The organism is Hydrogenophaga sp. (assembly GCF_036675665.1).
GTDB lineage: Bacteria > Pseudomonadota > Gammaproteobacteria > Burkholderiales > Burkholderiaceae_C > Hydrogenophaga.
In genome coordinates, this window is sequence record NZ_JAKFEO010000006.1 from 214,093 (window position 1) to 228,945 (window position 14,853).

Sequence of the window (14,853 nt, forward strand, 5' to 3'; positions counted from 1 at the left end):
GACCGACTCGTTGGAGCAGGCCTCTGGCATCGTTTTGATTGGAAGTTGCGTCAATTGAATGGAGTGGGTTTGAATGAGTGATCGTCAGTTTTTTGATCGATGTTCAAATTTATAAAACCCTGTTCAAGTATTCGATCAGCGATGCCGGTGGTTGCTAAACTGCCGGCATGGAAGTCCAGTTGCACGAGCTCATTCCGGTCTTGTCGGCCGCCGAGCAGGAGGCTGCGCAACGTCAGCAGCAGCAACGCCAACAGCGCCAGCTGGCCATGTCCGATACCCGCCGCGCGCTGGTGCTGGACGCCGCGCGCAGCGTGTTTGCCGAGAAGGGTGTGGAGGGGGCGAGCATCCGTGAGATTGCCCGTCGTGCCGGCTACACCCCGGGTGCGATCTACAGCTACTTCGACAGCAAGGAAGCGATCTACACCGCGCTGCTCGCCGAGTCGCTGGAGCGGCTCAACGCCGAGGTGGCATCCGCTCGACATTTCAAGCTGCAGCCGCAACTGACCCTGGCAGCCAAGGCGCAGGCCTGGTTTGGTTTTTACGCCCGCAGTCCGCGCGACCGGGATCTCTGCTTTTATCTGGTCCAGGGTGTGACGTCGCGCGGCCTCGACAGGGAACTCAACCAGCATCTCGATGGCCGCCTGCAGGACGCGCTGCGTCCTTGCGAGGTGGCGCTGCAGGCCATGGGTTTGTCGCCCGAGTCTGCGTTGCGGGAAAACACGGCCCTGTTCGCGCACGGCGTGGGTTTGCTGTTGCTGCTGCACACCGGCCGCATCCAGTTGTTCGGACAATCGGTGGAGCCGCTTTTCGCGGGTTATGTGGAACAGCTCGTGGAGCGCCTGAACCCGGACGCGTTTGCTGCCCCACGGGGGCTCGATCAGCCGGATTTGTTCGGCCTTTGACGCTCGTCAGGCGAAGACGCGGGCTGCGCTGCGAAAATCCAGCATCCCGAGCGATTTGAACGACACACGAAACAAGGAAAGACGAGCATGCTGCTGGACGCTGAAGACTCCCAATTGGTGCTGGTGGACTACCAGGCCCGCCTGATGCCTGGCATCTTTGAAGGCCCACAAGTGCTGGCCAACGCCGTGCGTCTGGCCCGCATGGCCCAGTTGCTGGAGGTGCCGGCCTGGGGCACCGAACAGAATCCCGAGAAGCTGGGGCCCAACCCGCCAGAGTTGCGCGAGCTGTGCCGCAAGACGCTGGCCAAGATGCACTTTGGCGCGGTTTCCGATGGGCTGGGCGACTGGTTGCGTCCTCCGGCGCGCCCGGCCCAGGGCGGTGGCAACGCGCGCAGCCTGCCCAAACATTTGCAGAAGCCTGCGGCAGCGCCTGCCGCCGAACGGCAGACCGTGGTGGTGGCCGGCTGTGAAGCCCATGTGTGCCTGATGCAGACCGCGCTGGAATTGATCGAGCAGGAGTTCGACGTGTGGGTGGTGACCGACGCCTGCGGCTCGCGCACCGAACGCAACCGGGACGCTGCCTTTGACCGTCTGGCCGGCGCCGGTGCCGAACTGGTGACAACCGAGATGGTGGCCTTCGAGTGGTTGCGCACCGCGGACCATCCGCTGTTTCGCGAGGTGCAGGCGCTCATCAAATAGGGCCTGCAGGGCATGCGCCAGTGGTGGCACCGGGCGCATGTCAGCCTGTCGAAAGCCGCTTGGCCATAATTATGAATTCAGTTTGGGTGGGGCCACCCGACACAACCCCTGCAGGAGACATTCATGAGCCAAAACCAGGGCTACGCCGAGTTCTACCGCCGCTCCATCGAAGACCGAGACGCCTTCTGGACCGAACAAGCCGCCCTGGTGGACTGGAAGAAGCCGTTCGACCGCGTCTGCAACCACGACAACCCACCGTTTGCCCGATGGTTCGAAGGGGGGCTCACCAACCTCTGCCACAACGCGGTGGACCGGCACCTGAAGGACCGGGCCGACCAGAACGCACTGATCTTCGTTTCCACCGAAACCGACGTGGAGCGCAGCTACAGCTTTCGTGAACTGCACGCCGAGGTGCAGCGCATGGCCGCGGTGCTGCTCAGCCTGGGCGTCAAGAAGGGCGATTGCGTCCTGATCTACATGCCGATGATTCCGGAGGCCGCCTTTGCCATGCTGGCCTGCGCGCGCATTGGCGCCATTCACTCGGTGGTGTTTGGCGGCTTTGCCAGCCATTCGCTGGCCAGCCGCATCGAAGACGCATCGCCCGTGGCCATCGTCAGTGCCGACGCCGGTTCGCGCGGCGGCAAAGTGGTCGAGTACAAGCCGCTGCTGGACGAGGCCATCCGCCTCTCGGCCCACAAGCCGGCCCAGGTCGTGATGGTCAACCGCGGCCTGGCGCCCATGAAGCTCGTCCCGGGGCGTGATGTGGACTACGCCAGCGCGCGCGAACAGCATCTGGACACCGTGGTGCCCTGCGAGTGGGTGGATGCCACCCACCCCAGCTACACCCTGTACACCAGCGGGACCACCGGCAAACCCAAGGGTGTGCAGCGCGACACTGGTGGCTATGCCGTGGCACTGGCCGCGAGCATGAAGCATGTGTTCATGGGCGAACCTGGCGAGACCTACTTTTCCACCAGCGACATCGGCTGGGTGGTGGGCCACAGCTACATCGTCTACGGACCGTTGATCGCAGGCATGGCGACCATCATGTATGAGGGCCTGCCGATCCGGCCGGACGCAGGCATCTGGTGGCACCTGGTCGAAAAATACAAGGTCAGCGTCATGTTCAGCGCGCCCACTGCTGTGCGTGTGCTCAAGAAGTACGACCCCTCGTTCATCAAGAACCACGATCTCTCCAGTCTCAAGGCACTCTTTCTCGCGGGCGAGCCACTGGACGAGCCGACCGCGCAATGGATCGCCGAAGCGTTGGGCAAGCCCATCATCGACAACTACTGGCAGACCGAAACCGGCTGGCCCATCCTGTCGCTGTGCAACGGCGTGGAGCCGGCCGGCAGCAAGTTCGGATCCCCAGGGCGTGCCGTCTATGGCTACAACGTCAAGCTGCTCGACGATCAGACCGGTGCGGAACTGACCGAGCCCGGGCAGAAAGGTGTGGTGGCCATCGAGGGCCCACTGCCGCCCGGCTGCATGCAGACTGTGTGGCGCGACGACGAGCGCTTCGTGAAGACCTACTGGTCGAGCGTGCCGGGCAAGATGGTCTACAGCACGTTCGACTGGGGTATCAAGGACGCGGACGGTTACTTCTTCATCCTGGGACGCACCGACGACGTGATCAACGTGGCCGGCCATCGCCTGGGCACGCGCGAGATCGAAGAGAGCATCTCCAGCCATCCGCGCATCGCCGAGGTGGCGGTGGTCGGTGTGGCCGATCAGCTCAAGGGACAGGTGGCGATGGCGTTTGCCGTGGTCAAGGACGCTTCAACGCTGACCGACGACGCCTCGCGCCTGAAGCTCGAAGGCGAGGTGATGAAAGTGGTGGACGAGCAACTGGGCGCGGTGGCACGCCCGGCCCGCGTGCGTTTCGTGTCTGTGTTGCCCAAGACCCGCAGCGGCAAATTGTTGCGCCGCGCCATTCAGGCGGTGTGCGAGGGGCGTGATCCTGGCGACCTCACCACCATGGACGACCCGGCCGCGTTGCAGCAGATCAAGGATTTGCTCGGCTGAAAGGAGCGGTGCACATCGCACCCTCACGTTCGGCGCATGGTCGGCAAGGTGCTTTCTAAGTATGATTCATGCTTATATTCACACGAGCGACAGGCACCATGGACAAGATGATCGCCTCTGACGGGCAGGTGGAACGGGTTCGCGTTTTCGAACTCGCGGCAGAACTTTTTGGTGTGCTGGCCACGCCCATGCGCCTGCGCATCCTGAGTGCCCTGTGTGACCGTGAAAAATCGGTCTCGCAGTTGCTGCAGGAGATCGACACGACCCAACCCAACCTGTCTCAGCATCTGAACCTGTTGTACCGCTCGGGGGTGCTCGCCAAGCGCAAGGAAGGCACACAAGTCATCTACCGGGTGCAAAGCGAAAAGGCCGTCATGCTGTGTCGCACGGTGTGCACCCAGATTGCGATCGAGATCGACGAGCCCAGCGCCGTTCCCGCCTCGGAACGGCTCTCGCCGCGCGTGACATCCTGATGACGGCGCCTCTGGCGCCGAACTTTTTCCTGCACGTGCCAGCAAGGTGGCACAATCCCGGGTTGCAGCCAGGTCCTTCCACAGTCACTGTCGCATCCGCATAACGGTCAAGCCGTGCAGCGGAAGGTTTTTCTAACCAGCTAATGTTTCCTGCAGGGAAACGGAGGTCAGCGGATTTATGAGCGATTCCCAAGCCAATGGGGGCAACGTCTATGTTGCCTACAAGACCAACTCGTATCTCTTCGGCGGCAACGCGCCGTATGTGGAAGAGATGTACGAGAACTACCTCGCCAACCCCGGCAGCGTGCCGGACACCTGGCGCGGTTATTTCGATGCACTGCAGCACGTGCCGGCCGGCGACGGTTCTGATGCCCGTGACGTGCCGCATCAGCCCGTCATCAATGCCTTTGCCGACCGCGCCAAGCAGGGCGGCACCAAGGTCGTCATCGCCACCGGCGCCGACTCAGACCTCGGTCGCAAGCGCGTTGCCGTTCAGCAGCTGATCGCTGCCTACCGCAATGTGGGCGCCCGCTGGGCCGATCTCGATCCACTCAAGCGCGCCGAACGCGACAACATTCCTGAACTCGATCTGTCGTTCTACGGCTTTGCCGACGCCGATCTGGAAATCATCTTCAACACGAGCAACACCTTCTTCGGCAAGGAGACGATGTCCCTGCGCGAGTTGCTCAATGCCTTGCGTGAGACCTACTGCGGCTCCATCGGCGCCGAGTACATGTACATCACCGACCAGAGCCAGAAGCGCTGGTGGCAGGAGCGCCTGGAGAGCACCCGTTCCAAGCCGGCCTACAACGCCGAGAAGAAAAAGCACATCCTCGACCGCCTGACCGCGGCCGAAGGCCTGGAGCGATTCCTCCACACCAAATACGTGGGCCAGAAGCGTTTTTCGCTCGAAGGCGGTGAAAGCTTCATTGCCTCCATGGACGAGCTGATCCGCCAGGCGGGCCAGGTCGGCATCCAGGAAATCGTGATCGGCATGGCCCACCGCGGCCGCCTCAACGTGTTGGTGAACACCCTGGGCAAGATGCCCAAGGACCTGTTCGCCGAGTTCGACCACACCGCGCCCGAAGACCTGCCGTCCGGCGACGTGAAGTACCACCAGGGTTTCAGCTCTGACGTGACCACCCCCGGCGGCCCGGTGCACCTGTCGCTGGCATTCAACCCTTCGCACCTGGAGATCGTCAACCCCGTGGTTGAAGGCTCGGTGCGCGCCCGCATGGACCGCCGTGGCGATCCGCTGGGCAAGCAGGTGCTGCCCGTGCTGGTGCACGGCGATGCGGCCTTTGCCGGCCAGGGCGTGGTGATGGAAACGCTGGCACTGGCCGAAACCCGTGGTTACTCCACGGGAGGCACGGTGCATCTGGTGATCAACAACCAGATCGGCTTCACCACCTCCGACCCGCGCGACAGCCGCTCCACGCTGTACTGCTCCGACGTCGTGAAGATGATCGAGTCACCGGTGCTGCACGTGAACGGTGACGACCCCGAAGCCGTGGTGTACGCCACCCAGCTCGCGCTCGAATTCCGCATGGCCTTCCAGAAGGACGTGGTGGTCGACATCGTGTGTTTCCGCAAGCTCGGCCACAACGAGCAGGACACCCCGAGCCTGACCCAGCCGCTGATGTACAAGAAGATCGCGTCGCACCCCGGCACGCGCAAGCTGTACGCCGACAAACTGGTCGCACAAGGCCTGGGCGAGTCCATCGGCGACGACATGGTCAAGGCCTACCGTGCCGCGCTGGACGATGGCCGGCACACGGTGGACCCGGTGCTCACCAACTTCAAGAGCAAGTTCGCTGTGGACTGGAGTCCTTACCTCAACAAGAAATGGACAGACAACTCCGACTCGGCCATTCCCATGGCGGAGTGGAAGCGCCTGTCGGAGCGACTCACGACGATTCCAGACAGCGTCTCTCCGCACCAACTGGTGAAGAAGGTGTATGCCGACCGCGCGGCCATGGGTCGTGGCGAGATTCCGGTGGACTGGGGCATGGGCGAGCACATGGCGTTTGCCTCGCTCGTGGCCAGCGGCTTCCCGGTGCGCCTGTCGGGCGAAGACTGTGGTCGTGGCACGTTCACGCACCGCCATGCGGTGATTCACGACCAGAACCGCGAGAAGTTCGACGAGGGCACCTATGTGCCATTGCAGAACGTGGCCGACAACCAGGCCCCGTTTGTGGTGATCGATTCGATCCTGTCCGAAGAAGCGGTGCTGGCCTTCGAGTACGGCTACGCCTCCAATGACCCCAACACGCTGGTGATCTGGGAAGCGCAGTTCGGCGATTTCGTCAACGGCGCCCAGGTGGTGATCGACCAGTTCATCGCCTCTGGCGAAGTGAAGTGGGGCCGCGTCAACGGCATCACGCTGATGCTGCCGCACGGCTACGAAGGCCAGGGCCCCGAGCACAGCTCCGCACGCCTGGAGCGCTTCATGCAGATGGCGGCAGACACCAACATGCAGATCGTGCAGCCCACCACGGCCAGCCAGATCTTCCATGTGCTGCGCCGCCAGATGATTCGCGGGCTGCGCAAGCCGCTGGTGATCTTCACGCCCAAGTCGCTCTTGCGCAACAAGGACGCGACCTCGCCGCTGTCCGAGTTCACCAAGGGTGGTTTCCAGACCGTGATCCCCGACCAGAGCGCTGACATCGCCAAGAAGGCCGAGAAGGTCAAGCGCGTCATTTGCTGCTCGGGCAAGGTGTACTACGACCTGGTGAAAAAGCGCGAGGAGCGCGAGTCCGACGATGTGGCGATCCTGCGCGTCGAGCAGCTCTACCCGTTCCCGCACAAGGTGTTTGGTGCCGAACTGCGCAAGTACCCCAACGCCACCGATATCGTGTGGTGCCAGGACGAGCCGCAGAACCAGGGTGCCTGGTTCTTCGTGCAGCACTACATCCACGAGAACATGCTCGACGGTCAGAAACTCGGCTATGCCGGGCGCGCAGCCTCGGCCTCGCCAGCGGTGGGTTATTCCCACCTGCACCAGGAGCAGCAGAAAAACCTGATCGAAGCCGCTTACGGCAAGCTCAAGGGCTACATCCTCACCAAGTAAGCCGCTCTCGCTGACCGGCCCGAGGATGTGCATCCCGGGTCGGCTGGCACAGCGCAGTCCGAAACAACCCAGGTAGAAGAAACATGGCAATCGTAGAAGTCAAAGTTCCGCAGCTCTCCGAATCGGTGGCCGAAGCCACCATGCTGCAGTGGAAGAAAAAGGTCGGTGACGCAGTGGCGGTCGACGAGATCCTGATCGAAATCGAGACCGACAAGGTCGTGCTGGAAGTGCCGGCCCCCTCGGCTGGCGTGCTGGTGGAGGTCCTGCAGGGCGACGGCGCCACGGTGGCGGCCGAACAGTTGATCGCTCGCATCGACACGGCCGCCGTGGCCGGTGCTGTCGCACCTGCTCCTGCCGCTGCAGCAGCACCTGCTGCCGCCCCGGCCCCTGCCGCCGCAGCAGCCGCAGTCGCGTCTACCAGCAAAGCCGGCGTGGCAATGCCCGCCGCCGCCAAGCTGATGGCCGACAACAACCTGGCCTCGGGTTCGGTACCCGGTACTGGCAAAGACGGCCGAGTGACCAAGGGTGACGTGCTCTCCGCCGTGGCGACACCCAAGCCCGCGGTGGCCGCACCCGTGGCGATCTCGACTGGCGCGCCTGCCAAGGTGCTGCCGCAGGTGCCTGTGGTCGCCCCCGATCTGGGCGATCGCCCGCAAGAGCGTGTGCCCATGACGCGCTTGCGCGCCCGTGTGGCCGAACGCCTGCTGCAGTCGCAGTCGACCAACGCCATCCTGACCACCTTCAATGAAATCAACATGGCCCCGGTCATGGAGATGCGCAAGAAGTTCCAGGAGAAGTTCGAGAAGGAACACGGTGTCAAGCTCGGCTTCATGAGCTTCTTCGTCAAGGCTGCGGTGCACGCGCTCAAGAAGTACCCGATCCTCAACGCCTCGGTGGATGGCAACGACATCGTCTATCACGGCTTTTTCGACATCGGCATTGCGGTGGGTTCGCCGCGTGGTCTGGTGGTGCCCATTCTGCGCAACGCCGACCAGATGAGCTTTGCCGACATCGAGAAAAAGATCGCCGAGTACGGCCAGAAAGCCAAGGACGGCAAGCTGGGCATCGATGAAATGACCGGTGGCACCTTCTCCATTTCCAATGGCGGAACCTTCGGCTCGATGATGTCCACCCCCATCATCAACCCACCCCAGTCGGCCATCCTGGGCGTGCACGCCACCAAGGACCGCGCCATGGTGGAAAACGGCCAGGTGGTCGTGCGTCCGATGAACTACTTCGCCATGTCGTACGACCACCGCATCATCGACGGCCGCGAAGCCGTGCTGGGTCTGGTGGCCATGAAAGAAGCGCTGGAAGATCCGGCTCGCCTTCTGTTCGACATCTGATCGGCAACCCCCGTTCGCCAACGCCCCGACAGGGGCGTTGGCCTTTTGAATTCAGGAATCCAACATGTCCCAAACATTTGACGTCGTCGTCATCGGCGGTGGCCCCGGCGGCTACATCGCAGCCATCCGCGCTGCCCAACTCGGTTTCAAGGTCGCCTGTGTCGACGAGTGGAAAAATGCCACCGGCGGCCCAGCCCCGGGCGGCACCTGCACCAACGTCGGTTGCATCCCGTCCAAGGCGCTGTTGCAGTCGTCGGAGCATTTCGATCACGCCAACCACCACTTTGCCGACCACGGCATCACCGCCACCAACGTGAAGATCGACATCGCCAAGATGATCGGGCGCAAGGACGCGGTGGTGAAGCAGAACAACGACGGCATCCTGTATCTGTTCAAGAAGAACAAGATCACGTTCTTCCACGGTCGCGGTTCGTTCGCCAAGTCGGTGGAAGCCGGCTATGAAATCCAGGTGACGGGGGCGAAGGAAGAACTGCTGACCGCGCGCCAGATCATCGTGGCCACGGGCTCCAACGCACGCGCCTTGCCCGGCACGCCGTTTGACGAAGAAATGGTGCTCTCCAACGATGGCGCACTGCGCCTGGGCGCAGTGCCCAAGAAGATGGTGCTGATCGGTTCGGGCGTGATCGGGCTGGAGATGGGTTCGGTCTGGCGTCGGCTCGGCTCCGACGTGACCATCCTCGAAGGCCTGCCCACGTTTCTGGGCGCGGTGGACGAGCAGATCGCCAAGGAGGCCAAGAAGGCGTTTGACAAGCAGGGCCTGAAGATCGAACTGGGCGTGAAGGTCGGTGAGATCAAGAGCACCAAGAAAGGCGTGAGCGTGGCTTATACCAACGCCAAGGGAGAAGCCCAGTCGTTGGACGCCGACAAGCTGATCGTCTCCATCGGACGTGTGCCCAACACCATCGGTCTCAACGCAGAAGCCGTGGGCCTTCAGCTCGACGAGCGCGGTGCCATCGTGGTCGACGCTGAATGCCGCACCAACCTCAAGGGTGTGTGGGCAGTGGGTGACGTGGTGCGTGGCCCCATGCTCGCGCACAAGGCGGAAGAAGAGGGCGTTGCAGTGGCCGAGCGCATCGCCGGCCAGCACGGGCATGTCAACTTCAACACCATCCCCTGGGTGATCTACACCAGTCCGGAAATTGCCTGGGTGGGTGAGACCGAGCAGCAGCTCAAGGCGCGCGGCGCCACCTACAAGGCCGGCACCTTCCCGTTCCTGGCCAATGGCCGCGCTCGCGCGCTGGGTGACACCACCGGCATGGTCAAGTTTCTGGCCGATGCCACCACCGACGAAATCCTGGGCGTGCACATCGTGGGCCCGATGGCCAGCGAGCTGATCTCGGAGGCCGTCGTGGCCATGGAGTTCAAGGCCAGTGCTGAAGACATCGCACGCATCTGCCACGCTCATCCCTCGCTGTCAGAGGCGACGAAAGAGGCCGCGCTGGCGGTGGACAAGCGCACGCTGAACTTCTGAACGCGCACGGTCACTGGCTTTGAGCGTTCGCAGCATCTACGAAGCCGCGCTGAAAGAGCGCGGCTATACCTCCGATCCCGCCCAGCAGCGTGCCATCGACGCGCTGGAGCGGTGTGCCTCCGAGTGGGCGGTGTACAAGCAGCGTCGCTCCAATTCGCTCAAGAAGCTCTTCATCAAGCCCGACATTCCGCGCGGCGTGTACATGTTTGGCGGCGTGGGCCGGGGCAAGAGTTTCCTGATGGAATGCTTCTTCAACGCAGTGCCGCTGAAGCGCAAGACGCGGCTGCACTTCCACGAGTTCATGCGCGAGGTGCACCGCGAACTGCGCGATCTGCAAGGCACGGTCAACCCGCTGGACGAACTCGGCCTGCGCATCGCCAAACGTTACAAGCTGATCTGCTTTGACGAGTTCCACGTGGCGGACGTCACCGACGCCATGATCCTGCACCGCCTGCTGGATGCCCTGTTCAAGGCCGGCGTGGGCTTCGTCACCACCTCCAACTTCCACCCCGACGACCTCTACCCCGACGGCCTGCACCGCGACCGCATCCTGCCCGCCATCGAGCTGTTGAAAGAGCGGCTGGAGGTGCTCAGCGTGGACAACGGCACCGACTACCGCCAGCGCACGCTCAACCACATCCAGCTTTACCATTGCCCGCTCGGGCCACAGGCCGATGCGGCGCTGCGAGCCACTTTCAATGAGCTGGCTGAAGCGGGCGACCAGGAAGCGGTGATGCATATCGAGTCCCGCCAGATCCGTGCGCTGCGCCGCGCCGGTGGCGTGATCTGGTTTGACTTCCACACACTGTGTGGCGGGCCGCGATCGCAGAACGATTACCTGGAAATCGCCACCCAGTTCCACACGGTGATGCTCTCCAATGTGCCGCAGATGCAGGTGCGCCAGGCGTCCGAAGCGCGTCGCTTCACATGGCTCATCGACGTGCTCTACGACCGCCGTGTCAAGCTGGTGATGTCGGCTGCTGTACCACCGGAAGAGCTGTACCTCGAAGGCCCGATGTCGCACGAATTCCCGCGCACGGTTTCCCGCCTGAGCGAGATGCAGTCACAGGAGTTTCTGGCGCTGGAGCATCGGGTGGTGGACACCGGTCTGACCTGAAGGGCGTCACCCGGAGGCCCGCAATGCGCTGGCCTCAGCTCAGCGGTTCAAGCTTCACGATCACGATCGACAAGTTGTCGCCCGCTCCCTTGGCCCGGGTGCGCGCCTTCTGGATCAGGAACTCGCAGGCCTCGCGTGGCGAGAGCATGGCGATCGTGCTGGCCAGTTCTTCGGGCGTGAAGTAGTGCCACACGCCGTCGCTGCATGCCATCAACGCTTCACCCGGAATGAGTTGCGGCACCACGTGCAGGTCCACAGGCGGGTCGTTCTCGGTACCCAGGCAGCCCATGAGGATGTTGGCGTGCGGATGATCCAGGGCATCCTGTTCGCTGATCTCACCCTGGTTGACCAGCGTTTGCACGTAGGAATGGTCTATGGTGCGGAACACCAGACGTCCGTTGCGGAAGTGGTAGACCCGCGAATCGCCGGCGTGTACCCAGTGACTTTCACCGTCGGGATCGATCAAAAAGGCCGCGATGGTGCTGTGAGGCTCCTGTTCGGCCGACACGGCGGTGAGCTTGATCACCAGGTGCGATTCTTCGACGATCTGGCGCAGCAGGGCGGACGCGTCGTCGGTGTCGGGGTCGTAGCGTTCAAACAATTGGCGCGCGGTGAGCATCACCTGGTCAGACGCCTTGCGGCCTCCACTGCGCCCACCCATGCCGTCGGCCAGCACGGCCAGCATGCAACTGCTGTGGCGCGGATGGTTCAGCAGACACACCTGGTCCTGCTGGTAGTCGCGGTCGCCCCGGTGGATGCCGGTGGATGCCTGGATGCGGTAGCCTTTGGACATATGAATCAATCGTTGTTCGGATGCCGTTCGATGCGTGCAATGGTATCCAGTTATGTTCCAGCGGTGCCTTCACCTCCCGTGCGTCTTTGCACGCCGCTGGCGTGATTGATCTGGCCCATGGCGTGGCAGCCGCTTTTGCTGCCCAAGGCCCTCTGGCTGCGGGCCATCCCGGTCTTCGCCCCAGACCCGGCCAGTTGCAGATGGCGCTGGCCGTGGCGCAGGCTTTGCAGGCCGGTGAGCATCTTGCGGTGGAAGCGGGCACCGGCGTGGGCAAGACGTTTGCCTACCTCGTGCCTGTGCTGCTGAGCGGGCGACGTGCGCTGTTGTCGACGGCCACGCAGGCCTTGCAAGACCAATTGTTTACCCGCGACATTCCGGCCGTCTCCCGCGCGCTGGGCCTGCCGGTGCGCGCGGCCCTGCTCAAAGGGCGCTCCAACTACTTGTGCCTGCACAGATTGGAGCTGGCCCGAACCGTGGGATCGTCTGCTCAGCGCGACCCTGCCATTGCTGCGGGCCTGGAGCGGGTGCAGCGCTGGGCTCGGATCACCCGCAGCGGCGATGTGGGGGAGTTGGACATGCTGGACGAGCGCTCGCCGCTGCGACCCCTGATCACCTCCACGCGTCACAACTGCGTGGGAGCCAGTTGCTCGCAGGCCGCGCAGTGCCACGTCAATCTGGCGCGCCGTCAGGCGCGCGAAGCCGACTGGGTGGTGATCAACCACCACCTCTTTTTTTCAGACCAGGTCATCCGCGAAGCCGAAGCGGTGGATTGGTTGCCCGAAACCGGTGTGGTGGTGCTGGACGAAGCGCATCAACTCAACGACACCGGCATCCAGCTGTTGTCGCAGTCCATCTCTTCCGACAACCTGCATGATCTCGTGCGCGAGCTGGCTGTGCTGGGCCACGCCTGGGCTCGCGGGCTGCGGCCTTGGGGTCATCTGGCGCTCTGCCTGGAGCAGGCCTGTCGCACCTTGGGTTCCTTGTCCCGTGAGGCGGGCACCCAGGGTCGCAGCCGGTGGACCGAATCCACACCCGAAGGCCTGGACCCTGGCACCTGGCTCCTGGCGGTATCCGGCCTTGACCACGCCTTGACGGCTGTGCTGGAGGCTGTGTCAGCCACCGCCCAGGGCGCCGCTGAACTCATGCGCCTGTTCGGCCGCATCAAGGAGCTGCAGACCACCTGGAGCCTGTTGGCGCCGGGCGGCCCGAGCCCGCAGGATGCCGCCAGCGTGCGTTGGATGGAGTGGGGCGCTGATCGTTCCTGGCGCATGGTGCGCGCGCCGCTGGACAGTGCAGCCCGCTTCACCCGCCTCGTGTTGGACGCAGGGCCCGGCACTCGCAGCTGGATCTTTGCGTCGGCCACGCTCGGCCACGACGATGCGCTGAGTTGGTTCACCCGCGGCCTGGGCCTGGCGGATCACAGCACCGTGCGCACGCTGCGGGTGGCCAGCCCGTTCGACCATGGGGACCAGGCCGCTCTGTATGTCCCGCACGATCTGCCCGAGCCGTCCGATGCTGCGCACACGCCCCAACTGGCGGTGCGGGTGGCGCAGTGGGCCGGTCGGTTGGGCGGGCGCACTTTGGTGCTGACCACCACACTGCGCGCCGTGGCGCGCATGGCCGATGCCTTGAACGAACAGGTGTTGCAGGGTCGTTGTGCACCGATGACGGTGCTGGCCCAGGGGCAGTTGTCGCGCGCAGCGCTGCTGGCGCGGTTTCGGGCGGCCGAGTCGTCGCGCCACGGCGCCGTCCTGGTGGCTTCGGTGTCGTTCTGGGAAGGGGTGGATTTGCCTGGGGATGGGCTTCAGCTGCTCGTGATCGACAAGCTGCCGTTTCCCTCGCCCGACGATCCCTTGACTGCGGCGCGCTCAGAGCGCTTGGAGGCGCAGGGCCTCAAGGCCTTCAGTGACGGGCATCTGCCCGAAGCCGCCATGGCCCTGAAGCAGGGGGCCGGTCGCTTGATCCGGACCGAGACCGACCGGGGGGTGCTGGTGATCGGCGACCGCCGGCTGCTCACACGCAGCTACGGCCATCAGTTGCTGGCCGGCCTGCCACCCATGCGCCGCTTGATGGACGATGCCGAGATGAACGCGGCGCTGGACGCGCTCGTGTTCACCAGATCTTCCACCAAGGATCACTCGCGGTCTTGAAGCCCTGGCTCAGGTATTCGCTTTGCGGGTAGTTGGCCTGCATGACGCGACGCGCGTCGTCGCGCAGTTGCGTCATGCCCAGCGCGTCGTACGAACGCACCATGATGAACAAGGCCTCTTCCAGCGCGGGCGCGTCGGTGTATTCGTTCAACGCGGTCTGTGCGCGGTTGATGGCCGCCACATAAGCCCCTCGGCTGAGGTAATAGCGCGCCACGTGCACTTCGTATTGAGCCAGCGAATTGACGATGTAGGTCATGCGCAGGCGAGCGTCCGGCGTGTAGCGGGAGTCCGGGAAACGGGTGCTCAGTTCCCGGAAAGCTTCGAACGATTCCTTGGCGGCCTTCTGGTCGCGTTCGGACAGGTCCTGCCGCGCGATCGCGCCGAACAGACCCAGGTTGTCGTTGAAGTTCACCAAACCCTTGAGGTAGAGCGCATAGTCCATGGCCGGACTGGCCGGGTGGAGCTTCTGGAAACGCTCAATGGCAGCCAGTGCCTGGGGCGGCTCGCTCGCTTTGTAGTGGGTGTAGGCCTTGTCGAGCTGGGCCTGCTGCGCCAGCGGGGTTCCGGCAGCGCGGCCTTCGAGCTTCTCGAGCAAGGTCACTGAGCGCTCGTAGTTGCCAGCCGAGCGTTCTTCGGTGGCTTCGCTGTAAATGCGGTTGGGGCTCCAGTTCACGGTTTCGTCCACCGGCTTGGTGCTGCCGCAAGCGCCGAGCGTGAGCGCGGCGCCCAGCGCACAAGCACTCAGAGCCGATAATCTGAACGTCAACATAACGAACTCACCTTCAC

General features: G+C 63.6%; 11 protein-coding genes. 9 read left to right on the forward strand and 2 right to left on the reverse strand.

The features are described from left to right. Window positions 1–167: 167 nt before the first annotated feature. From V6M63_RS01455 to zapE, 8 genes are all read left to right on the forward strand, one after another. Window positions 168–902, forward strand: coding sequence for a TetR/AcrR family transcriptional regulator (locus V6M63_RS01455; protein WP_332738752.1), 735 nt, complete (start codon window positions 168–170; stop codon window positions 900–902). 87 nt (window positions 903–989) lie between these two features. Next, window positions 990–1,601: an isochorismatase family protein gene (locus V6M63_RS01460; protein ID WP_332738753.1), complete on the forward strand. Its 612-nt coding sequence runs from the start codon at window positions 990–992 to the stop codon at window positions 1,599–1,601. 108 nt (window positions 1,602–1,709) lie between these two features. Next, window positions 1,710–3,626: a propionate--CoA ligase gene (locus V6M63_RS01465; protein ID WP_332739206.1), complete on the forward strand. Its 1,917-nt coding sequence runs from the start codon at window positions 1,710–1,712 to the stop codon at window positions 3,624–3,626. Window positions 3,627–3,724: 98 nt separating this feature from the next. Further along, entirely contained in the window at window positions 3,725–4,099 is a 375-nt protein-coding gene (locus V6M63_RS01470; protein ID WP_082585987.1) for an ArsR/SmtB family transcription factor, read from the forward strand. Between the two features lie 178 nt (window positions 4,100–4,277). After that, window positions 4,278–7,169, forward strand: coding sequence for a 2-oxoglutarate dehydrogenase E1 component (locus V6M63_RS01475; protein ID WP_332738755.1), 2,892 nt, complete (start codon window positions 4,278–4,280; stop codon window positions 7,167–7,169). A gap of 83 nt (window positions 7,170–7,252) precedes the next feature. Next, a complete protein-coding gene (gene odhB, locus V6M63_RS01480) occupies window positions 7,253–8,515 on the forward strand; it encodes a 2-oxoglutarate dehydrogenase complex dihydrolipoyllysine-residue succinyltransferase (RefSeq protein ID WP_332738756.1) in 1,263 nt (420 codons plus the stop codon). A gap of 64 nt (window positions 8,516–8,579) precedes the next feature. Next, window positions 8,580–10,007: a dihydrolipoyl dehydrogenase gene (gene lpdA, locus V6M63_RS01485; RefSeq protein ID WP_332738757.1), complete on the forward strand. Its 1,428-nt coding sequence runs from the start codon at window positions 8,580–8,582 to the stop codon at window positions 10,005–10,007. Window positions 10,008–10,026: 19 nt separating this feature from the next. After that, window positions 10,027–11,124, forward strand: a complete 1,098-nt coding sequence (gene zapE, locus V6M63_RS01490) for a cell division protein ZapE (protein ID WP_332738759.1) — start codon at window positions 10,027–10,029, stop codon at window positions 11,122–11,124. 34 nt (window positions 11,125–11,158) lie between these two features. Here zapE and V6M63_RS01495 read toward each other — a convergent pair whose 3' ends face one another. Next, entirely contained in the window at window positions 11,159–11,917 is a 759-nt protein-coding gene (locus V6M63_RS01495) for a PP2C family protein-serine/threonine phosphatase (RefSeq protein ID WP_332738761.1), read from the reverse strand. Window positions 11,918–12,018: 101 nt separating this feature from the next. On the opposite strand from V6M63_RS01495, the gene V6M63_RS01500 reads away from it, so the two are divergent. Beyond that, on the forward strand, window positions 12,019–14,067 hold the full coding sequence (locus V6M63_RS01500) for an ATP-dependent DNA helicase (RefSeq protein WP_332738763.1): 2,049 nt from the start codon (window positions 12,019–12,021) through the stop codon (window positions 14,065–14,067). Here V6M63_RS01500 and V6M63_RS01505 read toward each other — a convergent pair. Continuing rightward, entirely contained in the window at window positions 14,030–14,836 is an 807-nt protein-coding gene (locus tag V6M63_RS01505) for an outer membrane protein assembly factor BamD (protein WP_332738765.1), read from the reverse strand. The genes V6M63_RS01500 and V6M63_RS01505 overlap by 38 nt on opposite strands. Window positions 14,837–14,853: the final 17 nt, after the last annotated feature.